Raw genomic sequence first — 22,928 nt, forward strand, 5'->3', positions numbered from 1 at the left:
CGCCACCCTGCCGCAGGCCGCGAGAACGATGCCGTGCTGAACCTTTCCTCCGATCGAGGGTTCAACAAGCCCGTGGATGCTCCTGGAAACGTGATGATGTCGAAGACCATGTCCGCCGAATTCAAGAGCCGACGCGACGCCGAGACGGCGGTGGAACACCTCGTGCAGGAACACGGGATCGACCGGGGAGCCGTGACCATCCACGCGGCCGGGAGCGACAACAGCGCCGGAACCGAGGCGGCACGAGCCGATATCGAGGACGGCCGTCTCAAGGAAGGCACCGAAGGCGAGCCCGCTCTGGAAGGCGCCATTCGCGTCACCGTCGAGATCGAAGACGGGCTGACGGAGAAGGTCATGACGTCCTTCGAGACCTATGCCGGACGCTCGGTCGACGCCGGATGATCCGCAACCGGCCTCAGCGGGGCGTCGTCCCCGGTGGGGCATGACGGGACGGCTCGTCGCCACAGAGCCAGGTGGCGAGCGCCCGGAATGTCCAGCGTGCGCCGTCTATGACGTCGCCAGCCGGGCTGTCCTCGCCGGACCGGTCGAGGAAGGCCCGGAACGACGTCCACATGGCGGCTGTGTCCCGCTTCCCGTAGCCTTCGTAATAGGCACAGCCGCCCGAGGCGATCGTCTCGCCGAGGCTCCGCCGGACATGATGGGCGATGACCTGACCCCCGAGCGTCGAGCCTTCCGTGACGTAGAGGGCGCCGAGGATCGCCGCGCGGTCGTCGAAACCGGTGAACGGCGAGAAACGGGGCAGCGCCTCGATCGCCTCCCCGCTCATCCCGAAATGGCGGAGGTCCCGTTCGAGCAGGTGGCGTTTGCCGAGCGGCTGCGCGAAATCCGCGCCGAAGGCCGCGGCGACGGCGGGCTCGAAAACCCGGTGGAAGCCCCACCAGCGGGCGAGCAGGGAGCGGTAGCCCTCCTGGGTCGCCATCCGCTGCCGCCAATCGAGCCGGCGTTCCAGATCTTCGTGCTGGTCCCGCGTCTCGCTCCTGAGACGATCCGACAATGTCGGCCGCCGCTGCGGGCCGGCCAAATCCGTCCAGGCCGAATCGGTGGAAACGGGGTCCGCTCGGATCATGGCATCGACATCGGCTCGGGCGCCCCGATGGGGGCCGTCAGGATTACCCTCAATCCCGGTCGGTTGTTCGTGTTCTCGATCGTCCCGCCGAGCCGGTCCACCATGGCGTTGAGCATCCTCGTCCCGAAGCCGCTCCTGCTGTCCGTCTTGCCCTGGCCCTCATCGGCGACGATCAGGCGGAAGCGGGCGCGATGCTGTTCAAGGCTGATGACGATCGGCCCGGCGGCGCCGGCATAGGCGTATTTGTTGGCGTTGATGACGAGCTCGGTCAGGATCAGGCCGATATTCACCGCCGAGTCGGTGGGGATGAGGATGGGCGCGAAATCGGTGCTGAACTGCTCCGCCCAGTCGGGGCCCATCGACGATTTCATCTCGGAGACGAGGTCGTCGAGGTAGCGCGCGAGGTCGATCATCTCGACGTTGTCGTCGCTGTAGAGACGCCGATGCACCAGGGCCACGGCGGCCAGACGGCGCTGCGCTTCCGCGAGGGACTCGCTGAGGCCCTCGTTGCCTTCCGCCCTCGCCTGCAGCGCCAGGAAGGCCGAGACCAGCTGAAGGCTGTTCTGGACGCGGTGGTTCACCTCCTTGATCAGGTAATCCTTCTGGACCAGCAGACTTTCCTTGTCCGCCACGGTGGCGGCGAGCTCGCGGTTCAGGTCGCGGATGCGCCGGGTCTGGCGCGCCTCGTACAACTCGCGGACGATACGCTGGGCCGCTTCGATCTCGGGCAGACTCCACGGCCTCGCATGGCCGCGGACCTCCTCGGTCCAGGCCTCGAAGGAGGCGCGAGGGCTGAGGATGCCACCGGAGGCGTTCGCGGCCTTGTGCGGGTTGCCGGCCCAGTTGACGATCTCGATCTGCTCGGCCCTGAACCACATCAGGATGATCGGCTCCTCCCCCGACAGGACCACGCCGAGGAGGCCGCTCGCGAGGCTGCGATAGGCGGCAGCCGGAGGAAAGCGCTTGCTGAGAGAGTGGGTCTGAAAGGCTTGCGCCCCGCCCACCGTGCGGACCCATGCGGCGATCTCGCGCAGATCGATCTCATCGGCGCAGCGCCCGGTATGGTGGAGTTCCTTGCTCTGCAGGATCGCGAAACCGTCGGCGCCGAGCATGCGGCGCAGATCTTCGCTCGCCTCGATGAGGATATCGGCGAGGGGCGCTTCGCCGAGGACCTTACCGGAAACGACGTCTTCGGCGCTGCGAAGCAGGAGACGTTCCCGGTAATCCTCCGCGACCTCCCGCGCCCTCACCTGACGCGCGAGGCTGCCCGCCAGGGCCTGGCAGGCCGCCCGCTGTCCGAAAGCGAGAGTACGGGGCGATCGGTTGTGACAGGCGACGAGCCCCCACAGGATGCCGTCCTTGACGATCGAGACCGAGGCCGAGGCCGCGACGTCCATGTTGCGCAGATACTGGAGGTGGATCGGCGAGACGCTGCGCAGGTCGATATCGCTCAGGTCCAGCCGGGACAAGTCCGCCGGTCGAAGCGGTTGCGGCGTGTAGTCGACGTTCGGGATCACGCGGACTCGGTTGCGGATGTAGAGCGCCCGCGCCTGTTTCGGGATGTCCGATGCCGGGAAATGGTGGTGCAGGAAGCTGCCGAGTTCGGGCACCCGGCTCTCGGCGATGACCACGCCCGCATCGTCGTCGAGGAAGCGGTAGATCATCACCCGGTCGAAGCCGGTGAGTTCGCGGAACGAGATCGCCGCCCGTTCGCAGAGGGCCTTGAGATCGGCGGCTCGCTCCAGGGTGCCGCCGGCACGGTCGAGCCAGCCCAGCAGGCTGGCGGTATCGGTCCAGATCGACGCTTGCGGCTCGATCTGGATCAGCCATTGCCCGTCCTGCAGACGGGCCGTGGCATCCATCGTCGCATCGAGGCCCGTCACCGGGCCGATCACGATGGTCTCGTCATGCGGTGCGTCGTGAAGGCGGGCCACGCACGGTTCACCAAGGAGCTCCGACAGAGTCCGTCCGGACCATTCCGCGGCAAGCAGGCCCTCAATGTCGCCGGCGCCGCCGATCACCCGTAGGTCCCGGACGTCGGCGATCAGCAGGATGCCATGGGGCTGGATCGCGCCCGGAATATGGATCGGCTCGCGGTCGCAGACGGTCAGATCGGGGCCGAGATCGGACGGATCGGCATCCTGACCGGGATGCAGGGCAGGCTCGGCCGTCCGGGCGTCTCGCAATTGCGTCATGCGTCCATTCTGTACCGTATGCCGAACTCGGGCGACGTCGACGCCATCGGTCCAGTCGAACGGGTCCGCCGCCTTAGCAGAAGACCGACCCTCGTATCATCCGACCTGCATCACGAGAAAGCGATCGTTTTGCCAAATCAATCGAGCGCGAACCGCTCGGTGCTGACAAGGCAACCTTGAGGAAGCTGCATGCGGCAAGAAAGCCGCGACCCTCGGATGATGCGACGCCGCTTTATCTAGGAACTGCCGGGAGCTTTGCCATATCCGGCGCGAAGATCATTTTCAAACGATGAATGTATACTTTCATACATATGCGGTCGTACAGATGTGCGTCGGTCCGTTGCGTCCCTCGACGGCTCGGCGGATGAGCGTCCTGCCCGCCCTCACGCTCCCATCAGCACCGACACATGGGCGGCGACCGACTCGCCGAGTCCCTTGAGGTCGTAGCCGCCCTCCAGCAGCGAGACGATCCGGCCGTCGCATGTGCGGTCGGCGATCTCCATGACCTTGGCCGTGGCCCAGGCGAAGTCTTCCGCCTCCAGCATGAGGTTGGCCAGCGGGTCGCGCCAATGCGCGTCGAACCCGGCCGAGATGATGATGAGGTCGGGCCGAAACTCCTCGAGACGCGTCAGGACGCGGCTGTTCAGCGCTTCCTTGAAGGCGTCGCCGTCCGCGAAGGGTTTGAGCGGTGCATTGACGATCGTGTCGTGCTCGCCGCGTTCCGAGACCGCGCCGCTGCCCGGATAGAGCGGCATCTGGTGGGTCGAGCAGAACAGGACCGACGGGTCCGACCAGAAGATGTCCTGCGTGCCGTTGCCGTGATGCACGTCCCAGTCGACGATGGCGACCCGTTCCGCCCCATGGACCGCCTTCGCATGAAGCGCGGCGATCGCGGCGTTGTTGAAGACGCAGAAGCCCATCGCCTTGGTGCGTTCGGCATGGTGCCCCGGCGGCCTCATGGCGGAGAAAGTGTTCCTGGCCGTACCCGTCATCACCAGGTCGACGCCCTGCACCCCGGCTCCGACGCCGCGCAGCACGCAGTCGATCGTGCCCGGCGAGAGGACCGTATCCGAATCGAGATGGGCCACGCCCTCCGTGGGGACCGAGCGAAGGATCGCGCGAACCCATTCCTCGGGATGGGCGAGGAACACGGATTCGAGCGCCGCCGCTTCGGGCGACCTGCGGTCGAGGCCGGAGAAGTCCGGCATGCCGAGAGCTTCCTGCACCGCCTTCATGCGCTCGGGCCGCTCGGGATGGCCGTGCGGCGTGCGGTGCTCGAGCGCGGCCGCGTGATGGAACAGCACAGTCATCGGATATCACCCCTTCGTTCGAGATGGTATTCGATATACCATCTCGAACGAGATGACAGGTCGCAGACGTCAGGCGGCGCGAACCGCGGCGAGGAATCGGGTCACTTCCACTTGGTTCGTGGAGCGCTGGATGCGCGCGATCTGGTCGCCGATCTCTTGGGCCGCCCGCGTGGTCTGGTTCGCATACGGATCTCGGAACCGGATTAGTCCAGGCCGAGGCTGGCCGCGATGCGGGCACAAGCAGGATGCGGCGTCCCAGCCTGCGGGGCTGGGACTGACCGGACCCACTCGACGATCCCGATCCCGACGGGAGCGTTGCCCGTTGAGACCAGGGCGGAGCGGCCGGCCCTGGCTCCGGTGGCATCGGCGACCGAGACCTCGACGCGCAGGAACTGCCGCTGGGATGGGCGGGCGGGCTGCCTGATACCCTCGGCGGTCGCGACCTTGCGCAGGCGCGTCGTGTCGAGGCGCCCGTTGGGGTTGAACACCGTGACGACCGGCAGCAGGACAGCCGCCAGCGCCGGATTCATCGACGGCAGTTGCTCGATCTCGTCCGCCCGCACGAAGGGTCCGTTGCGCGGGCCGTGGGCGAGGCCGCGCGCCCGGTACTGAGCGGCCTCGGCCCCGCCGCCCGGCTCGGGCGTCTCGTCGGCATCGCGAAAATCCACGATCTCGGCGGCCAGCGTCCCGGCGTCCCGGTCGGGGACGCCCAGCGCCCGAAGGTCCTCTTCCATCTGCGGGCGTGGGGTGGTGTTCAGGTCGAGTAGGGCGCCCTGGTCGCGCAGGGCGATCCGGGCGCTGCGCCCCTTCGGCAACTGGCACAGGACCGGGCTACCTTCCTCCGGAAGGCCGAGGCGCGGCGCCCTATAGCTGCGCTCGACCACGAGCCCGAAGGCGACGAGCCGGGTGATCCCGTCCGCCAGCCCCTGAAGGCGCAGGCCGTCGGCGCGCTGGCCGGCGAGCCTGGTGTGCGTCTGCAGGCGCAGGGCCGCCGTGGCCGCCGCCGCCGACAGGACGATGAGGATGATCAAGACCGCCGGCAGTACGAAGCCGCCCTCCTCTGGTCCGGCGCGTGGGGCCAGGCTCCGCGTTGTCACGGCCGCACCGCGACGGGACTCAGCAACGGCTCCCGGCGCCGCCGGTCGTGAAGCCGATGCGCAACTTCACCAGGGCCGGGTATGCGTCCCGCCGCGACCGGTCCGGACGCCATCGTGGTAGCAGCCATCTTCGACGAGCCCAATTGTATGACAAAGACCAATCTAGACTGCGATGAGGATCGTCTTCGATGCTTCTTATACATATTGCGCGACAAGAAATTTGAGTAGAGCTTTTGATCGCTGTAGCGCTGCTCCGAACGCATGCGTGGACGTTGCGCGTCTGTGAAGAGCCTGTCCCATAACGCCTCGTGTGCGACGCCTTCACCAGAACCGATGCCACTCCACCGTGGGAAGGCGCGCTCGAACGAATCGGTCAGTGGGGACTCCGGATCGGGAGGGGGACGGACCCGAATGCCGGGCAAATCTCCGCGCCCCGTCGACATACCCCGGCGCGCCGTTCCGCATTGCACCGATCCACCGGCGACGGCCTCACGGCATCGGGGCAAACAGGTTCAAATTCACCTCGTCGCCCATCAGCCGATAGCCGTTGTCGTTGGGATGCAGGTGGTCGCCGGAATCGGAGTCGGGGCGCAACCAGGTCGTTGCGTACGGGTTGCGGACCGCGACATCGAAGTCGATCACGCCGTCGAACGCCCCCGAGAAGCGGATGAATTCGTTCACTTGGTTGCGCGTCATGTCCTTGTCGCCCCCAATGAGGCTGGAGCCGCCCGCAGGGGTCATCGTACCGGCGATGACCCGCAGGCCGAGGGAGCGGGCGCGCGTGATGAACTGGCGGTACCCGTTGATCAGATCTGGTGCGCTCGTGCCGGCCCACCCGATATCGTTGATTCCTTCTAGCAGCACGACATGCGTCGCGCCCGGTACCGACGCGACATCGCGCCAGAACCGATCCAGCCCCAGGATGCCGTTGCCCCGGGACAGGAGACGATTGCCCTGAATGCCCATGTTCACCACGCCGCAGCGGCGCTCCGGCGGCAGCAGCGCCATGCGTTCGGCGAGGCGGCCCGGCCAGCCGCGCACGGTCGGGGAAAATCCCAGATAACCGTCGGTGATCGAATCCCCGAACGCGACCACCGTGCAGCGCGCGGCTGGTTCGCGAACCGAAATCTGGGCGAGGTACGGCCGCACCTGCATGGTCTTGATGGGGCCGATGCCGTTGCCGACCGACGGCGCGAAGGCGACCGGAAGACCGATCGGATTCCAGGGCGGAAGAGTGGGAGTCGTGAAGGTCACGCTGATGATGAATTCCTGGCCGACATCCGTGGAGTAGGGCAGCGGGTCGGTCAGCACCGAGACGCCGATCGGCAGGGTGATGTTCGGTTGTCCGTTGAAGAAGAATTGGCGCAACGTCGTCGGATTGAATTCGAAGCCGGTCGTTCCCACGGCCGCCGCGATACCGACTACCGTGACCGTCGCCGGTGCGAGGCCTTCGGTATTGCTGAGGGTCAGCATGATCGCGTTCCCGCGCTGGGTCAGCTTCACACGATGGAAGTAGGTGCCCGGCGGTTGAAGTGGATCGACCCCCGGAATCCGTGGCGTCGTCGCATACCCCCAGGCGCCAGCCCAACGCTCTTGGGCGAAGAGCGGCGCGGCGCCCGCGAGCATCGCCGCCAGGAATGCCAGGAAGACGCAAAATGCCCTGCGCAGGCCGGTGCCTGATAAAATTTCGGCCATGCCCTGGTATTCCCGTATGACGCCGCTACCGCGGCAAGGTTTCACGAACGCCGTAGCCTGAGACGCGGGCACCGCCTGGAACTGCACAATCGCGACGACGCCACGCGCGTCGGAGCGACAAATTCGGCCACCGTCGTCGACAGACCCGGGCGAGCCTGCTTCTTGGAGGCCTCCGAAAATCCCACAGCGGCGACATCCTGCCTCGACAGGCGCAGCTCCGCGGTGGAACCGTTCGATATTTTGCTATATTGGATAAAGCGGCGACCTAACGCACAGTAACCTAGAGATCCGGCCTTAAAAATCCGTCTCTGTTTTCAAGGCGCGCCAAAAATCCAGGTGTGCTTTGCGTGGGGCCATCGCCGGCATCGGGCGCCCTACGGGTCAGTGACTCATGCCGACCCTCATTCATCGGGATCCATGCGCCCATTTGCGCAGTCCGATGGACGTGATGCGCCATGGCAGGGCGATCATCTGTTCCAGGCGTCGCGACAATGCACCGCTCCGGATAACCTGAAGCGGTTGAGCCAAGCCAAGTCATGCGCCCAGCCAAGTCACGGGCTCAATCAAGGGACGCCGATCACCGCCGCATCGACGGTTTCATGACCTTGCGGGCGTACGTTCGATCGTCCGCGCCGCGGGCGCGTCCTTGCCAAGTATCGCGTCTTTGCCAAGTATCGCTTCCTTGCCAAGTATCGCTTCCTTGCCAAGTATCGCTTCCTTGGCGTCGTGGGCCTCATCCGTCCTCTTCGTCTCCTCGAAAGCCCGCGTCTTCTCTGAGCCGTCGGCCTTGGTCGAGCGACCGCGCTCCGCCCGCAATTCTTTCTCCGCCATCAGCCAGAACTCGATCTCGAACCCCATCGGCTGGTGGTTGCGCTCCCAGAGTTCGTAGGCGCACTGACGGATCTGCTCGAACGTGGGACCCGATATCGCTCCCGTCGAATCTTGCCTCATCCGAATCCTGCCTCGTTCATGGATCGTCACCGGCCGCGCGTCGCGGCCTTCCTGCATCCTGCGGATGGGCCCGTCGCACGTTCCCGGCCGGTTCACATTCACACGGGGCAAGAGCCCGCATCGCGCATGGCAAACGCGAGATCATTCCGTGCCGATCCCGGCGAGGCCCTCCGCGGTGATAACGATCGCCGTCGAGCCAGGGGGCGCCGCCGTCGTTGTCGCAGGTGGGAAAGACGTGGGTCCGATCGAGTCCGCGGGAGGAGGCGAAGGAAGGTATGGTGCACCGCGAGACCGAAAGACCGCTCGGCCGATGCCGAGGAGGGACCGACCCGCTGCGGTGCCTGAAGGCGAGCCGGAGAAGGTGGATCGCCGCGCACCCGCAGAGGCGCACGACGACCGCATGACCGAGAAACCCGCAGAGGTTTCGTAACGGCCGATCTCCTATGCTCCGTCATTTGCGAAGCAGGTCCGCATATGGCCCTGCTTAAACCAGACGAGGGCCTTCAGTCGTGATGGAACGCCGTGCTGTTAGCGAGACCCGGGGGATGAAAGCTGTCTTCGCGATGGTACTGATGACGCTTTCATCACTATCGATCGCGTCTGCCAAGGACGAGCCTCCCGTCGATCTGACGCCGCCGAAAGACAGTGAAGCGGTGAGGCTGAGTGCGCTGAGATTGGAAAGGAGCTCGAAAGCGGATTTCATACTGAAGCGGAGTGCCGGTGTTCCGACGAGTTGGACATGCTCGTCGGATCATCCGGCCATCGTGGACGTGTCGGATCTGGGGTTGAGCCCGGTCACGCCACCTCCGCCGGGCATGGTCGGATTTCCGTTGATGCACAGATTCGCCCTCTCGGCTTCCGATCCAGGAAGAGCGACCGTGACGTGTCATCTCTCGTGGTTCGACGGGAAGATACTGGGCCGGTCTTCGATCGATGTGACCGTCGAATGAGATACCTGTGCGCCGGCTGGTCCCGCTGTGTTGGACAGGCTCGGGGTTCCGTTCCGATCAGCCGGTAATGTCCAATTCCGCCAGCAAAGGCAGGAGGCCGCAGGCGAGGCGGGCGTTCCTCGTCCGCACTGCGCCCATCCGCGTCACCGCCATGCCGGGGCGACGAAGATGTGGTCGATGCGGCGCAACGGCCAGCGGCTCGGAAAGCCGGCCGAGCCGGAAAGCCCTCCGGCGACGCGCCGCGCATCGGTGATGCTCGCGGCACTGCGTTGAAATCTCCCCGCAGGACGAAGGAAGGTGTGCAAGCCCGCGATCCCGCCCGGCCGGGTCCGAGAAGGGCTTTCGCTTGCCCCTGCCGCTCCCGGGCCGGGAGGCCGAGATGGCTGTCGACGATCTGGATCGGCCGTCCGTCGACTGCGATCTCCACCCACAGCTCTCCGCAGGCGAGCGATGTCCGTCGCGCCGGTCTTTGCGAGATCCTCAATCGTCGTCCGCATCCGCGGGCGATCCGGAGGGGACCGGGCTGCCGTTCTCGACGCCGTTCTCGAACATGCCCGGTGGGCCGTCGAAGCCGACGACGCCGTCCGGATTGTCAGGGCTCACGTTGGGATCCACCGGCGGCGGCATGTCCCGATCGAGCCGGCGCTCGATTCGCTCTTCGCGACGCAGATCCTGCGTGATTGGAACGTCGCGGGCATTCTGTGCCAGAGCCTCGGCGGCCGGGGATGCCGCGAAGACTCCGAGCAGGATAACGGATGCGCACTTCATCTCATGTCTCCGGAGCCGATGCCGACACACGCTGCATCGGCATCGCGAGCGTATGGGAAGAGCTTATTGATCCATGGGGAATAAACGACAGTAAATTTCTATGATGAAGAACGATTGATCTTGGGATCGATGAAGCGACGTGGCGCCAACTCGCGATCGAGCACTTTCGGATGATGGGAGACGGAAGGCCCGATCGATCGACGACTGTCCACATCGTGGGCGGGAAGCCGTCCGGGCCGGCGGGAAATCCGCACCGGTCGAGGGTCTGCCGCGGTCTGATCGTTATCCTCGTTCGGAGAAGACTACCGAGACATCTGGACGAAACACGGCCGTGGGACGTTGGCTGAGAGATGCCTCGGACGAGGTGGACGCCGTCCCGTGCAGGAGCGTGCGTGGACAATATGATCCGGAGCCGCCGGTCCGAAGCAATTGGGCCGGGCATGGCTCCCGGTGAAAGCGGGAGACCTGAATGGACACTGCCCTCATTGCGATGAACGACGAGGCCAACAGGCTCGGATCCGAGCGGCTCTTGACGCAGATGCGCGAGGAGGGGCTGGTCTATCGTCTCTGGGTGACGGGCACCTCGAAGGGAAGCCGTCTCCACATGCAGGTGAACGGGCTCGACGCCGATCTGGAGCATCGCCTCGTGCGCGTGCTGAGGGGACGCGGCATGCAGCTCGACATCCAGCCGCTGACGCCGTAGCGGCGTCAGGGCGCGGACGCCCGTAGGCGGTCAGACCGGGTTCGATTTCGACGAACTCGCCCCGGACCGATCGAGCGCCGCCGACGCCGCCCACAGCACCAATCCACCCAGCGCCAGCGCCACGCCGACCCACCCGGTCGCGGGCAGACCGTATCCGGCGGTGAGGGCGAGGCCGGCGAGCCACGGGCCGAGCGCATTGGCGAAGTTGAAGGCCGAGTGGTTCAGCGCGGCGGCCAGGGTCTGCGCATCCTCGGCCACGTCCATGAGCCGGGTCTGCAGGATGGTGGCGAGGCCGCCGCCGCAACCGATCAGGAACACCACCGGCGCCAGCGTCCAGACGCTGCCGACCGAGAACGGGTAGAGCGCCAGGGCCACCGCCGTCCAGACCAGGGTCAGCCCGGCGGCCGGCATCAGCGCGCGGTCGGCGGCCCAGGCGCAGACGAGGTTGCCGAGGGTCAGGCCAAGGCCGAACACGGCGAGAACCATCGGGATGGTCGCCGGCGAGGCATGGGTGACGTCGATCAGCGTCGAGGCGAGATAGGTATAGACCGAGAACAGGCCCCCGAAACCGATCGCGCCGATGGCGAGGGTCAGCCAGACCTGTCCGCGCCGGAGCGCTCCGAGTTCGCGGAGCGCGCTGGCGCCGACCGCCGGCCGTCCGAGGGGCGCCAGGATCCGTACCGACACGGCCGTCAGGAGGGCCGGGACGGCGACGAGCCCGAAGCTCCAGCGCCAGCCGACGAGTTGCCCGATCACGTTGGCGAGCGGCACGCCCGCCACCGTCGCGACGGTCAGCCCCAGGATCACCCGAGACACCGCCTGGCTGCGCCGTTCTCGCGGGACGAGCGAAGCGGCGACGAGGGCGGCCACGCCGAAATAGGCGCCGTGCGGCAGGCCGGCGAGAAAGCGGAACAGGAGCATCCCGTGGTAGCTCGGCGCGAGAGCCGAGAGGCCGTTGCCCAGCGCGAACAGAACCATGAGACCGACGAGGAGCGTCCTGCGCGCGACTTTCGCCGCGAGCACGGCGATGACCGGTGCGCCGACGACGACGCCGAGGGCATAGGCGCTGATGACGTGGCCGGCCGTCGGCGCGTCGATGCCGAGATCGGGGGCGAAGGCCGGGAGCAGGCTCATCGCCGCGAATTCGGTGGTGCCGATGGCAAAACCTCCCATGGCCAGCGCGGTCAGGACGAGGCCGGGATGCCGTCCGGGCGATGCGCCCGGCAACGCGGCGGCCGTCGGCGCGGTCTCGCCGAGGGTGGTGGTTCCGGTCATGAGGCCGCTTTCAGGGATCGTCCGCGGTCGCCGCGCAGGGAGCAGGCGGCATGGAGCAGGGCGAGGTGGCTCAAGCCCTGCGGTGTGTTGCCGAGATGGTCGCCGGTGGCGGGGTCCACCATCTCGCTCATCACGCCGACGCCCTTGGCGACGGCGCTCAGCGTCTCGGTGAATGTCGCCTCGGCCTCCTCCTGTCGGCCGAGTTCGGCCAGGGCTTCCACGAGCCAGAACGAGCAGGCGACGAAGGCGCCCTCTTCCTTCTCGGCACCGGAATAGCGGAAGAGAAGCGGGCCGCGCCCGAGCTCGTCGCGGATCGCATCGAGGGTCGAGGACAGGCGCTCGCGCCCGTCGAAGCCGAACCGCACCGCCAGGGTCAGCGAGGCGTCGAGCCGGTCGGTGCCGGGATAGAAGGTGTAGGCCCGGCGCGTCTCAGACCAGCAATGCTCCTCGATCCAAGCCTGGATGCGATCCCGCTCGCGCGACCAGCGCGGGACGCAGGTCGCCGAAATATGGCCCGCCTCCGCCAGTTCGACGGCACGGGCGAGAGCCTGCCAGGCGCTGATCTTCGACATCGTGTAGTGCTGCGGAACTTCCAGTTCCCAGATGCCGGCATCCTTCTGGCGCCAGCGGTCGGCGCATTCGTCGGCGAGGGCGGCCAGGACCTTGGCGCTCTTCTGGTCGAGGATGTTGCCGTCGGCGACGAACAGGGTCGCGGTCTCGAAGATGTCGCCGTAGATCCCGTGCTGGTGCTGGCGGGCCGCCGCGTTGCCGACCCGGACCGGGCGCGAGCCACGATAGCCTGCGAGGTCGAGGGACGTCTCTTCCGGCACCCGCCCGCCGCGCAGAGTGTAGAAGACTTGCGCCCCATGCGCGTCGAGATGCTTCATCAGCCACGAGAAAGCGGCCTTCGCCTCCGGCATCGCGCCGACGCGCAGGAACGCGTTGACCGTGTAACCGGCATCGCGGATCCAGGCGTAGCGGTAATCGTAGTTCTTCGGCCCGCCGATGCGCTCCGGCAGCGAGGTGGTCGCCGCTGCGGCGATCGCGCCGCTGGGCGAATACAGCAGCAGCTTGAGGGCGAGGCCGCTGCGCCGCACCTCGGACCGGTGCGGCCCGTCGTAATGCACCCCTTCCGCCCAATGCCGCCACGCCTCGTCGCTGACGTCGATGCGTGAATCGATCTCCGCGATGGTCGGTATCCCCAGGGGCTCGTCCTCGCCGGCGAGAAGCGCCACCAGCGCCCGCTCCCCCTCCGCCAGCGTCACCGCCGCGGCGATGGTGCGGTCTGTCTCCTCGACGATCCGGATGTTGTCGCTGAAGCGGACCACGCCGAGGACCGGGCCGACATGAAAGACGCAGCCATTCGGATTGGGCTGGAGCCAGGGTGAGACCGAGTCCCCGCGGGTGCCGAAGACGGCGCGAATCCGGAATGTGACCGTGCCCGAGACCCCCTCCAGGCGCCGCGCCAGCTCGCACCACGGCAATCGGCCGGCATGACTGCTGTTGAGGGATTCCGTCATCCGTGCCGTGCCGGTCTCTGTGGTGAAGACCGTCTCGAGTACGTTGCTGTCGCTGCGGTAGCGCCGCTGCATCGTATAGCTGGCCTCGGGGCAGACCTGAAAATAGCCGCCGCTCCCGGGCTCCAGCAGACGGTCGAACAGGGGCGGCGAATCCATCTCGGGCACGCACCACCAGGCCACCGCGCCGTCCGGCCCGACGAGGACGACGGAGCGGCCGTCGCCCAGGGGAGCGTAATCCTGGATCGGGTGCTCGATTCCCTCCGCGACGACGCGCGCGGATTCCTCCCGCGCGGATGAGGCGCCCTCGTCAGGGGGGTGCCGGGCATCGACGCCGAGGTCGGCCCCCATCTGGGCGCGTTCGTTCATGCTGGGTCTTGAGCGAGAGATGCGGGATCGAAACACGGAAAGGGACGGTCCCGGCGCTGAGCGTTAGTTCAGAGGAACCTTATCCTTGCCCTTGCCGGGGTTCGCGGTGTTGATCAGCTTCGGCGATTTTTGTGCCGTGAGCGTCTGCTCCTGCGCTTTCGTGTCGATGCGCTTCGCGCGGCTGAACGGTTCCAGGACCTGCGAGGTGCCGGTCTCCAGGGCGCGGACGATGCCCTCGATCACGCGCAGATCGGCATAGCCTTCCTCGCTATCCGGCTCGGGCTCATGATCGTCGAGGATGCAGTCGGAGAAATATTTGAGCTCGCCGCCGAAATGGTCGGTGTTCTTGAAGCTGTCGTGTCTCTTGTCCTCGCCGATGGTGAGGATGCGCTCCAGCGGCTTGCCGTACATGTAGCCGGGATTGACCTCGACACTGCCCTTGGTGCCGACCACCGTGTAGCTGTCCAGGGTGTTGCCGTAATACGAGATCACGAACTGGGCGAGGCGGTCTTTCGGGAAGCGCAGGGTCACGGCGACGGTATCGTCGAAACCGCCGAGGCCGGCCTGCGGGTGGCGGGTACCCACCGCCGAGACCACCTCCGTCGGCTCGTCGCCGAAGACATAGCGGGCGGCGTTGATGGGATATGGCCCCATATCGAAGATCGGGCCGGCCTCGATGCCGTTCTTCGCCCGATGGTTCTCGGGCGAGACCATCTGGGTGAAGGTCGACGAAAACGTCAGGAGTTCGCCGAGATCGCCGGCACGGATCAGATCGATCGTCGCGAGGGTGCAGGGCTCGAAATGCAGCCTGTAGGCCACCATCAGCTTGGCACCGGACGCCTTCTGCGCCGCGATGATCTCGTTGGACTTCTCGACCGAGATCTCCAGCGGCTTCTCGACCAGGACGTGGATGCCGGCCTTCAGCGCGGGTATCGCGAACTCGGCATGGCGCCAGTTCGGCGTGGCGAGGTAGATCGCGTCGATCGTGCCCGACGCGAGCAAGTCACCGAACTGCTCGTAGCTGTAGGAATCGGTGACGCCGTATTGCTCGCCGACGCCGCGCGCCTTCTCCGGGTCGCCGGTGACGAAGGCGACGATCTCGGAATTGCCGGTGTGCTTCACGCCCGGCAGCATCGCTTCCTGAGTGATGTCGCCGAGGGCGACGAAGGCGTAGCGGACCTTCCTGGAGGATGTCAGGCCGAGGGTGGAGGCGATGCTCATGCGGATGTCCGTTTGAGTGATGCGTGTCGGGCGGCTGGGTTCAACGGTCGGCGGCGGCGCATGTCGGGAGCGTCGAAGACCGGGAAGCCCAGCGGCCGGGCGGAACGGCGATGACGGGCTGCGCGGACGCGACCGGCCCGGCCTGACGGCGCGGTTCACCGCTCGCCGATATCCATGCCGGGGCAACGTTGCACTGCAGCTAAGGTTTCCGCGTCGGCCGGTCGCGGCCATCCGAGACCGGTTTGTGCCTCAGCGCGGAACGGCGAGCCGAAGGATGCGCGACAGGTCGGCCACCGAATAGGGTTTACGCAGCAGCTCGAAGCCGTGGCTTCCTTCCTCGGCGAGGACGTGACTGTAGCCGGAGGTGAGCACGACGGGCAAAGCAGGCCATCGACGCCCGATCGCATGGCCGAGCGCGATGCCGTTCATCCCCGGCATCACGACATCGGAGAAGACCACCTCGAACCCGGTGGGGTTGGAGGCCAGCGTGTCGAGGGCTCGCTGCGCATCCGTCACCCAATGCGTGATGTAGCCGAGCTCCTGCAGGGCCTGGGTCGCGAAGGCGCCGACTTCGGCGTTGTCCTCCACCACCAGGACGCGGGTGCCGTGGCTCTCGGCCAGCGGCGGCGGCTCCTGCACCGGCTCGGCCGCGACGGCCTCGCCCGGCGCGCGCGGGAGATAGAGGGTGAAGGTCGTCCCCTGGCCGAGATGGCTCTCGACCACGACCTCGCCGCCCGATTGCTTGGCGAAGCCGAAGACCTGGGACAGGCCGAGGCCGGTGCCCTGACCGACACCCTTGGTGGTGAAGAACGGCTCGAAGATCCGGTCGAGCATCTCGGGCGCCATGCCGGTGCCCGTATCGGAGACCGAGACAGCGACGAAATCGCCCCGGATGCGAGGATGGGCCCGGACGGCCGGGATGATCGAGGCGCGACGGACGCGGATCGTCAGCCTGCCCTCCCCGTCCATGGCGTCGCGGGCATTGACGACCATGTTGACGAGCGCGGTGTCGAACTGGCTCGGATCGGCGTCGATGAGACAGGAGAGCGGCTGCCCCGCAGCGTCGCGGCCGGTGTCGATCTGGGTCTCGACCCGGATGCGTGCGCCGGTGAGCGTGCCCACCATGTCGGCCACCGAGGCCACGCTCTTGGCGACGTCGAAGACCTCGGGCGACAGGGATTGGCGCCGGGCGAAGGCCAGGAGCTGGCCGGTGAGCTTGGCCGCCCGCGTCACCGTGTCGGAGATGGCGTCGACGTAGCGGCGGCGGCGTTCCTCCGGGAGGTCGGGCCGGCGCAGGAGGTCGGTGGACGAGCGGATCACGGTCAACAGGTTGTTGAAGTCGTGCGCGACGCCGCCGGTGAGCTGGCCCACGGCTTCGAGCTTCTGGGATTGGCGAAGCTGCTCTTCCAGGGCCTTGCGCTCGGTCACGTCGCGGCCGGCCGCGTAGAAGTGATCTCCCTGCGGGATCGCGTTCCAGGAGATCCAGCGTTCGCTGCCATCCGCGGCTCTCTGCCGGATGTCGAGATTGTCGAGGACCGCCCCGCCGAGCAGCACCTTCATCGCATTGTCGGCCGCTTCCCGGTCGTCGGGATGGACGAACGCGTCGAACCGCGCGCCGATCAGCGCGTCGGCCGGCCAGCCGAGCATCTCGGTCCATGCCGGATTGACCGCGCGGTAACGCCCGTCGAACCCGCAGATCACGAGGAGATCGCGGCTCGCACGCCAGACGAGGTCGCGCTCGGTGGTCCGTTCGCGGGCCGTGGTCCTCAGCACGGTCTCGGCCTCGCGCCGGTCGGTGATGTCGTTGAACAGAATCGCGACGCGACGCTGCACCGGCTCCCCGATGCGCAGGGCGTGGACGTCGAACCAGCGGCCGAGGGCCACCGCCCCACTCTCGAACCGGACCGGATTGCCGGTCAGGGCGACGTCGCCGTAGGTCTCAAGCCAGCGCGGCTCGATGTCGGGAAGGACGTCGCTGATCCAGCGGCCTTCCACGTCACCGAGGCCGGACTGGCGCTCGAAGGCCGGATTGACCTCGACGAAGCGATAATCGATGGGGCGCCCGGCCGTATTGAAACGCATCTCCACGATGCAGAACCCGGCATCGATGGCATCGAACAGGGTCCGGTATCGCGCCTCGCTCTCGGCGAGCTTGCCTTCCTCCGTGCGAAAGCGCGTGACGTCGAGCTGACTGCCGAAGAAGTAGCGCAGGTGCCCGTCGGCATCGAAGACCGGGCTGACGTAGAGCTCGTTGCGGAACGGCGACCCGTCCCGGTGATAGTTGACGATCTCCACCACCACGTCGCGCCGCGCCGCGATGGAATCGCGAAGGCGCGCCACGTCGGCGGGGTCGGTCGCCGGCCCCTGCAGGAAGCGGCAATTGCGCCCGACGAGTTCCTCTGCGGAATAGCCGCACAGATCGAGGAAGGCACGGTTGGCGAAGACGATCGGATTGTCGGGCAGGTTCGGGTCGGTGATGATCTGCGGCATGCGGGTCTTTTCCGCCGCCGTGAACAGCAGTTCGGACCCCGCCGCCGAGGTCCGCTGGCCCGCACGCGGCGAATGGATGCCGGAGGCGATCTCGGCTCTCAGCCGGGAGATCTCGACTTCGAGATCATCCGCGCGCCGCCGCAGCCGATCGATGTCGTCCTCCATGCCGCCCGTTCCCATTCGCCCCCGCGCTCATTCGGGCTTCGTGGCTTTCAACGGGCGAGATGACGGTCGGCTCCCTGACCCGGATCGGGCGCGGGAGAGCACCGACCGCATGGATGTTCGAGGTCGCGGATCGATCGGCGCGATCAGCCGCGGACGTCCTCGTCCCACTCGACGCGCGGATGGGTGACGGATGGCTGGCGGAGGGCCGCGAGCGCCAGGCAGCTCACGGCACAGATCGAGGCACTGGTGTAGAAGATGAGGTCGAGCACGAACGGGGTCCTCGCGGCACGCAAGTGATCCCAACACTCCGACGGCGTGGCTAAGAAAGCCTGAACGACGCCGCGGAAAGTCGCCCGTCAAACCCTTCGTTCACCATGTCGGCGCGCTTGCCGGGGCCGGTCCGGTCGTCTGTGCGCCGGCGCAGCTCGTCGGTGCCCGCCCGGACGTAGAGCCCTCGCCTCCCCAACGAGGAACGAGGGCAATGGCCTCCAAGATCGTCCTGGCGCTGACCGTTCTGGTCTTTCTGACCACGGGCCGTGCTCCGGGAATGCGCGAATTGCGGAACCCCGACGCGGAAGCCGGCCACGCCCGCATCGTCCATATGGTCAAGCGCGTTTCCGGGTGATCGCTCTCGATACCCGCCGACGCGATTTCCGTAGGTCGCCGAAGGGTCGCCTATCGCGCTGTCCGGCTCGCTGCGAAAGACGCCGCCTTGCCCGCGGCCGCGTAGAGGTCGAGGCGGGAATACAGGCCGAAGGCCGAGCCGTCATCGAGGAAGCCGCCCGCCGGACCGAGGGTGGCGGTCAGGATGTCGTTGGCCTCGGCGAGGGTCAGTGCCGGGAAGGCGACCGTGAGGAGATATCCGGCTTCCGGCGCGGCCTGCCCGACATCCACCGTCTGGCCCGACCGGGCCGGATGCACCACCGGCAGGCCGTAGGTCTGGGTGGAGGCGTACATCGCCGCGTTGGCAGCGGGATCCTTGAACCGGCTCCGGTCTGCGGCGGCGCAGGCGGCGACCGTGTCGCCACAACGCTCGCGGAGGAAGGCCTGGAGTTCCGCGCGCGCCACCTTCAAGGCCTCCGGATAGTCCGTGATGGTCACTGCGGTGTCCGTGGCCCGGCTCATCTCGTTGTCGATGGCCGGGTTCGCGCGGGTCTGTCCGACATAGGCGGGGTCGTTGGCGAGGAGGTGGGCGACGGCGTGGAGCGCGACGGCACGGCCGCCGAGCACGTCCATGGCGTAATGGGCACCGACCACGATCCGGTTGTTGCCGTACTCGGCCCCGCGCGCGATCATCTGTTGGTAGCGCTCCGGGACCAGCAGGGCGAGGAGCAGCGATTCCGTGTAGCCGTAGGTGGTGTGGCCGCTCGGATAGGACGGGCTGTCGCTCAGGTTCTGTTTCGGCCCGCGCAGCCAGTCCATGCTGTGCGAGGCGGCGCCGAAGTAGTCCTGGCCCCGGTACGAGAGCAAGGTCGGCTCGGTCTGGAACGGGCGGGAATTGCCGAAGGCGTCGGCACCCGGCGTTCCGGCAGGGCGGCCATAGGCCTTGCCGAAGACATCGGTCGTGCCGCCGATCGCGTCGAAGATCGCGCGGGCTGCCTCGGAGGCGGGCTTTTCGCCGTTCGTCGTCGCGTTGGCGAAGAAGTATTTCCCGGCATTCGAATCCGACTTCGTGATGTTGTTGGTGTAGCCGATCAGCCTGGCGAGGCCGCCCGAGACGTTGGTGAAGGTCTTGGAATCCTCGTAGCGGGCCTTGGCCTGGTAGGCGTCTCCCAGCGACGTGCCGAGACCGTCGGCGAGTTCGGCCGCATTGCCGTCGGTGATGAAACAGTCGCGCAGGGCGAGCTGCTGCTGCTCGGCGAAGGGCAGCAGGAGCGGCTGGCTATGCCGCCCCGTCTGGATGTCGCCGGTCACCGTCAGGTTCGCGGCCAGCGCCGCCTTGCCCTCCGGCGTCGCCGCCAAAGCGCTCACCGGCGCCAGCCCGCGCAGGGCCGCGAGGTTCGTCGCCGATTGCGCCAGGGCGTGGGCGGGGGCGAGGGTGCAGAGGGCGATGAGCCCGAGCTTGATGGCGTGGGTCATGGTGGCGTGGCTCATGATGGTTTCGCTCATGGCACCGGAATCAGGCTGTTGGCGTGGCGGCGGAGGCTAGCAGAGTGATCCCCCGGCCGCCGCCATCGCTCATGGTCAAGAGCACCAATCCGTGACGTCCGCATGAACCCTCGGCGGGTCGTTTCCCGAGGCCGGGTGCGCGCCCGACTCCGAGCTTGGCGCCGATGGTGCATCTCCGCCCCGACTGAGCCAAAGCCATCGGGACCGATGACCGTCCATCCGCCGCTTCACGTGCCCCAACGCACGCCCCCTTGCCCCTCGGGGCTTCATGTGTCCGCTTACCGAACCGAGGCCGTCCCGCCCGGTCTCGCACGAGGGACATGGGCGTGAGCGAACTCGACGCCTGGGCGGAGCGACGCCGCATCGCCGAGCAGGCGCGCGGCGAGCGCGCATGGTCGCTGTGGGGGCCGTATCTCGCCGAGCGCCAATGGGGGACGGTGCGCGAGGATTACAGTCGCGACGGCAATGCCTGGCGCTCGCTGCCTCACGAGGAGGCACGCTCGCGCGCCTATCGCTGGGGCGAGGACGGCCTGGCCGGGATCTGCGACGAGCGTGGGCAGATGTGCCTGTCGCTCGCCCTGTGGAACGGCCGCGACCACATCCTCAAGGAGCGCCTGTTCGGCCTGACCAACGAGGAGGGCAACCACGGCGAGGACGTCAAGGAGGTCTATCACTACCTCGACGCGACCCCGAGCCACGCCTACCTCAAGTTCCTCTATCGCTATCCGCAGGCCGCCTATCCCTACGACGATCTCGTCCGCGAGGGGCTGCGCCGCGGCCGCGATCAGCCGGAATACGAGATCGAGGAGACGGGCGCCTTCGCCGAGGACCGCTTCTTCGACGTCACCGTGGAATACGCCAAGGAGGATATCGACGACATCCACGCGGTGATCACGGCGACCAACCGTGGTCCGGAGGCGGCCGATCTGCGCCTCGTGCCGCAGCTCTGGTTCCGCAACATCTGGTCGTGGCGCGAGGGATCGCCCGAATCGCGTCCGAAGATGGCGGTCCAGATCGATGGAAGCATCGCCTGCGAGCATCCGCGCCTCGGTCGCTACCGCCTCTCCTTCGATGGCGAGCCGGAGGTGCTTTTCTGCGAGAACGACACCAATCTCCGCCTGCACGGCTGGCAGCCGGATGCCGCCGGCCCGTTCAAGGACGGGCTCCATGCCGCGATCGTCGGCGGCGACGAATCCGCCGTGCGGAGAGATGCCGGGACCAAGCTCGGCCTGCATTACACGTTCCGTCTGGAGCCCGGGGAATCGAGGCGGGTCAGCCTGCGGCTGTCGGCGGGCGCGCGGCCCCGCCCGGTCGACCGCGAGGGCGCCATCCTGCTGCGCCGCATCGCCGAGGCGGATGCGTTCTACGACGCCCTGCAGGACGGTATCGCGGATGCGGATTCCCGCACGATCTTTAGGCAAGCCGCCGCCGGCCTGATCTGGTCGAAGCAGCTCTACTGCTTCGACGTGCGGCTCTGGCTGAAGGGCGATCCGCTCCAGCCCGCTCCTCCGCGCGAGCGGGACGGCGGACGCAACGTCCATTGGCGCCACTTCGCCGGGTCCGACGTGCTCTCCATGCCCGACAAATGGGAATATCCCTGGTTCGCGGCCTGGGACCTCGCCTTCCACTGCATCCCGCTGGCGCTGCTGGACCCGGATTTCGCCAAGAAGCAGCTGCTGCTCCTCACCCGCGAATGGTACATGCACCCGAACGGCCAGCTGCCGGCCTATGAATGGGAGTTCGGCGACGCCAACCCGCCGGTCCATGCCTGGGCCACCTACCGGGTGTTCGAGATCGACCGCGACCGGCGCGGCGGACGCGGCGATCTCGCCTTCCTGGAAGGCGTGTTCCACAAGCTCCTCATCAACTTCACCTGGTGGGTGAACCGGAAGGATGCGGACGGCCGCAACGTCTTCCAGGGCGGCTTCCTCGGGCTCGACAATGTCGGCGTGTTCGACCGGTCACGCCCGCCCCCCGGCTTCGGCCGCATCCACCAGGCCGACGGCACCGCCTGGATGGCGATGTACTCGCTCAACATGATGCGCATCGCCCTAGAGCTCGCGCTCCACAACGACGTCTACGAGAGCACCGCCTCGAAGTTCTTCGAGCATTTCCTGCTCATCGCCGAGGCGATGACCGATATGGGCGGCGAGGGGTTCGGCCTGTGGGACGAGGAGGACGAGTTCTACTACGACGAGGTCGACATTCCGGGCGGCGGGATGCTGCCCCTGCGCGTCCGCTCCGTCGTCGGGCTGGTGCCGCTCTTCGCGGTGGAGGTGATCGAGCCCTCGGTGCTCCAGCGCCTGCCGGATTTCGCCCGCCGCCTGAACTGGCTCCTCGAGAACCGCCCCCACCTCGCCTGTCTCGTCTCGCGCTGGGACGAGGGCGGTGTCGGCGACCGCAAGCTCCTGTCGCTGCTGCGCGGACACCGGATGAAGGCCTTGCTGCGGCGCATGCTCGACGAGGCCGAGTTCCTCTCGGCCCATGGCGTGCGCTCCCTGTCGAAGGCGCATCTCGAACGGCCCTATTCCCTCAACGGGTTCGGCGACGCCTTCACGGTGCGCTACGACCCGGCCGATTCGACCTCGAACATGTTCGGCGGCAACTCGAACTGGCGCGGCCCTGTCTGGATGCCGGTCAATTATCTCGTCGTGGAGGCGCTGCGGCGCTTCCACTCCTATTACGGTGACGATTTCATCGTGGAATATCCGACGGGATCGGGGACGTTCCTCACCCTCGACGCCATCGCCGACGCCCTCACCGACCGCCTGATCGCCCTCTTCGCCAAGGGCGAGGACGGGCGGCGACCGGCCTTCGGGACACGCGAACCGATCGCGTCTGCGCCCGGCGCCGAGGAGGCCCTGCTGTTCCACGAGTTCTTCGACGGCGATACCGGCCGCGGCCTCGGCGCCTCGCACCAGACCGGCTGGACGGCGCTGATCCTCAACCTGCTGCATCAGCGGGCGCAGCGAACGGACCTGGATGGGACCGGAGCGGAGGGATAGGCCGATGCGGGAGGCCGACCT

Annotated in this window: 18 protein-coding genes; 5 read left to right on the forward strand and 13 right to left on the reverse strand. The window is 67.2% G+C overall.

All coding sequences use genetic code 11. The annotated features are described in order from the left end of the window. The first annotated feature begins 33 nt into the window (after positions 1-33). Positions 34-402, forward strand: a complete 369-nt coding sequence (locus ACFQ4G_RS15315; RefSeq protein ID WP_238205654.1) for a hypothetical protein — start codon at positions 34-36, stop codon at positions 400-402. Between the two features lie 13 nt (positions 403-415). On the opposite strand, the gene ACFQ4G_RS15320 is transcribed toward ACFQ4G_RS15315, so the two are convergent. The 6 genes from ACFQ4G_RS15320 to ACFQ4G_RS15345 form a co-directional block, all read right to left on the reverse strand. Next, the gene (locus ACFQ4G_RS15320) at positions 416-1,087 is read right to left on the reverse strand and encodes a biliverdin-producing heme oxygenase (protein ID WP_238205656.1); all 672 of its coding nucleotides are present in this window, start codon (positions 1,085-1,087) and stop codon (positions 416-418) included. After that, positions 1,084-3,282, reverse strand: coding sequence for a histidine kinase dimerization/phosphoacceptor domain -containing protein (locus ACFQ4G_RS15325; RefSeq protein WP_238205658.1), 2,199 nt, complete (start codon positions 3,280-3,282; stop codon positions 1,084-1,086). The genes ACFQ4G_RS15320 and ACFQ4G_RS15325 overlap by 4 nt, the downstream gene beginning before the upstream one ends. Positions 3,283-3,665: 383 nt before the next feature. After that, a complete protein-coding gene (locus tag ACFQ4G_RS15330; protein ID WP_238205660.1) occupies positions 3,666-4,592 on the reverse strand; it encodes a histone deacetylase family protein in 927 nt (308 codons plus the stop codon). A gap of 203 nt (positions 4,593-4,795) precedes the next feature. Next, on the reverse strand, positions 4,796-5,689 hold the full coding sequence (locus tag ACFQ4G_RS15335; RefSeq protein ID WP_238205661.1) for a type II secretion system minor pseudopilin: 894 nt from the start codon (positions 5,687-5,689) through the stop codon (positions 4,796-4,798). Positions 5,690-6,178: 489 nt separating this feature from the next. After that, positions 6,179-7,384 (reverse strand): SGNH/GDSL hydrolase family protein, encoded by a 1,206-nt coding sequence (locus tag ACFQ4G_RS15340; protein WP_238205663.1) that lies wholly within the window; start codon positions 7,382-7,384, stop codon positions 6,179-6,181. Between the two features lie 597 nt (positions 7,385-7,981). Then, entirely contained in the window at positions 7,982-8,392 is a 411-nt protein-coding gene (locus ACFQ4G_RS15345; protein ID WP_379040518.1) for a DUF2934 domain-containing protein, read from the reverse strand. A 488-nt stretch (positions 8,393-8,880) separates the two neighbouring features. Between ACFQ4G_RS15345 and ACFQ4G_RS15350 the strand changes: the two genes are divergently transcribed. After that, the gene (locus ACFQ4G_RS15350; RefSeq protein WP_238205665.1) at positions 8,881-9,285 is read left to right on the forward strand and encodes a hypothetical protein; all 405 of its coding nucleotides are present in this window, start codon (positions 8,881-8,883) and stop codon (positions 9,283-9,285) included. A gap of 480 nt (positions 9,286-9,765) precedes the next feature. On the opposite strand, the gene ACFQ4G_RS15355 is transcribed toward ACFQ4G_RS15350, so the two are convergent. After that, positions 9,766-10,053 (reverse strand): hypothetical protein, encoded by a 288-nt coding sequence (locus ACFQ4G_RS15355; RefSeq protein WP_238205668.1) that lies wholly within the window; start codon positions 10,051-10,053, stop codon positions 9,766-9,768. 469 nt (positions 10,054-10,522) lie between these two features. Here ACFQ4G_RS15355 and ACFQ4G_RS15360 point away from each other — a divergent pair, with 469 nt between their 5' ends. Continuing rightward, positions 10,523-10,756 (forward strand): hypothetical protein, encoded by a 234-nt coding sequence (locus ACFQ4G_RS15360; RefSeq protein ID WP_238205670.1) that lies wholly within the window; start codon positions 10,523-10,525, stop codon positions 10,754-10,756. A 30-nt stretch (positions 10,757-10,786) separates the two neighbouring features. Here the strand turns inward: ACFQ4G_RS15360 and ACFQ4G_RS15365 are convergent, their stop codons facing one another. From ACFQ4G_RS15365 to ACFQ4G_RS15385, 5 genes are all read right to left on the reverse strand, one after another. Further along, positions 10,787-12,031 carry an MFS transporter gene (locus tag ACFQ4G_RS15365; RefSeq protein WP_238205672.1) on the reverse strand — a complete coding sequence of 415 codons (1,245 nt, stop codon included), beginning with the start codon at positions 12,029-12,031 and terminating at the stop codon, positions 10,787-10,789. Next, the gene (locus ACFQ4G_RS15370; protein WP_238205673.1) at positions 12,028-13,917 is read right to left on the reverse strand and encodes a glycoside hydrolase family 15 protein; all 1,890 of its coding nucleotides are present in this window, start codon (positions 13,915-13,917) and stop codon (positions 12,028-12,030) included. The genes ACFQ4G_RS15365 and ACFQ4G_RS15370 overlap by 4 nt, the downstream gene beginning before the upstream one ends. Before the next feature lie 63 nt (positions 13,918-13,980). After that, entirely contained in the window at positions 13,981-15,138 is a 1,158-nt protein-coding gene (locus ACFQ4G_RS15375) for a Gfo/Idh/MocA family protein (RefSeq protein ID WP_238205675.1), read from the reverse strand. 249 nt (positions 15,139-15,387) lie between these two features. Then, positions 15,388-17,793 (reverse strand): PAS domain S-box protein, encoded by a 2,406-nt coding sequence (locus ACFQ4G_RS15380; protein ID WP_238205677.1) that lies wholly within the window; start codon positions 17,791-17,793, stop codon positions 15,388-15,390. A 143-nt stretch (positions 17,794-17,936) separates the two neighbouring features. After that, positions 17,937-18,086, reverse strand: a complete 150-nt coding sequence (locus tag ACFQ4G_RS15385; protein WP_238205679.1) for a hypothetical protein — start codon at positions 18,084-18,086, stop codon at positions 17,937-17,939. Between the two features lie 188 nt (positions 18,087-18,274). Between ACFQ4G_RS15385 and ACFQ4G_RS15390 the strand changes: the two genes are divergently transcribed. Continuing rightward, complete coding sequence (locus tag ACFQ4G_RS15390; protein ID WP_238205681.1) at positions 18,275-18,418, forward strand: hypothetical protein; 144 nt, start codon at positions 18,275-18,277, stop codon at positions 18,416-18,418. Positions 18,419-18,468: 50 nt separating this feature from the next. Here ACFQ4G_RS15390 and ACFQ4G_RS15395 read toward each other — a convergent pair whose 3' ends face one another. Continuing rightward, a complete protein-coding gene (locus ACFQ4G_RS15395) occupies positions 18,469-19,872 on the reverse strand; it encodes a phosphatase PAP2 family protein (protein ID WP_238205785.1) in 1,404 nt (467 codons plus the stop codon). Between the two features lie 350 nt (positions 19,873-20,222). Between ACFQ4G_RS15395 and ACFQ4G_RS15400 the strand changes: the two genes are divergently transcribed. Then, positions 20,223-22,907 (forward strand): MGH1-like glycoside hydrolase domain-containing protein, encoded by a 2,685-nt coding sequence (locus ACFQ4G_RS15400; protein WP_238205683.1) that lies wholly within the window; start codon positions 20,223-20,225, stop codon positions 22,905-22,907. Positions 22,908-22,928 lie beyond the last annotated feature (21 nt).

It is taken from the genome of Methylobacterium marchantiae (assembly GCF_042679825.1).
In the GTDB taxonomy this organism is placed as follows: domain Bacteria; phylum Pseudomonadota; class Alphaproteobacteria; order Rhizobiales; family Beijerinckiaceae; genus Methylobacterium; species Methylobacterium marchantiae.

Excerpts from the sequence above, each read along its gene's own strand:
- ACFQ4G_RS15320 (WP_238205656.1), bottom strand. The coding sequence starts at position 1,087 with ATGATCCGAGCGGACCCCGTTTCCACCGATTCGGCCTGGACGGATTTG.
- ACFQ4G_RS15325 (WP_238205658.1), bottom strand. The coding sequence starts at position 3,282 with ATGACGCAATTGCGAGACGCCCGGACGGCCGAGCCTGCCCTGCATCCC.
- ACFQ4G_RS15330 (WP_238205660.1), bottom strand. The coding sequence starts at position 4,592 with ATGACTGTGCTGTTCCATCACGCGGCCGCGCTCGAGCACCGCACGCCG.
- ACFQ4G_RS15340 (WP_238205663.1), bottom strand. The coding sequence starts at position 7,384 with ATGGCCGAAATTTTATCAGGCACCGGCCTGCGCAGGGCATTTTGCGTC.
- ACFQ4G_RS15345 (WP_379040518.1), bottom strand. The coding sequence starts at position 8,392 with ATGCAGGAAGGCCGCGACGCGCGGCCGGTGACGATCCATGAACGAGGC.
- ACFQ4G_RS15350 (WP_238205665.1), top strand. The coding sequence starts at position 8,881 with ATGAAAGCTGTCTTCGCGATGGTACTGATGACGCTTTCATCACTATCG.
- ACFQ4G_RS15355 (WP_238205668.1), bottom strand. The coding sequence starts at position 10,053 with ATGAAGTGCGCATCCGTTATCCTGCTCGGAGTCTTCGCGGCATCCCCG.
- ACFQ4G_RS15360 (WP_238205670.1), top strand. The coding sequence starts at position 10,523 with ATGGACACTGCCCTCATTGCGATGAACGACGAGGCCAACAGGCTCGGA.
- ACFQ4G_RS15365 (WP_238205672.1), bottom strand. The coding sequence starts at position 12,031 with ATGACCGGAACCACCACCCTCGGCGAGACCGCGCCGACGGCCGCCGCG.
- ACFQ4G_RS15370 (WP_238205673.1), bottom strand. The coding sequence starts at position 13,917 with ATGAACGAACGCGCCCAGATGGGGGCCGACCTCGGCGTCGATGCCCGG.
- ACFQ4G_RS15375 (WP_238205675.1), bottom strand. The coding sequence starts at position 15,138 with ATGAGCATCGCCTCCACCCTCGGCCTGACATCCTCCAGGAAGGTCCGC.
- ACFQ4G_RS15380 (WP_238205677.1), bottom strand. The coding sequence starts at position 17,793 with ATGGAGGACGACATCGATCGGCTGCGGCGGCGCGCGGATGATCTCGAA.
- ACFQ4G_RS15390 (WP_238205681.1), top strand. The coding sequence starts at position 18,275 with ATGGCCTCCAAGATCGTCCTGGCGCTGACCGTTCTGGTCTTTCTGACC.
- ACFQ4G_RS15395 (WP_238205785.1), bottom strand. The coding sequence starts at position 19,872 with ATGACCCACGCCATCAAGCTCGGGCTCATCGCCCTCTGCACCCTCGCC.
- ACFQ4G_RS15400 (WP_238205683.1), top strand. The coding sequence starts at position 20,223 with ATGGGCGTGAGCGAACTCGACGCCTGGGCGGAGCGACGCCGCATCGCC.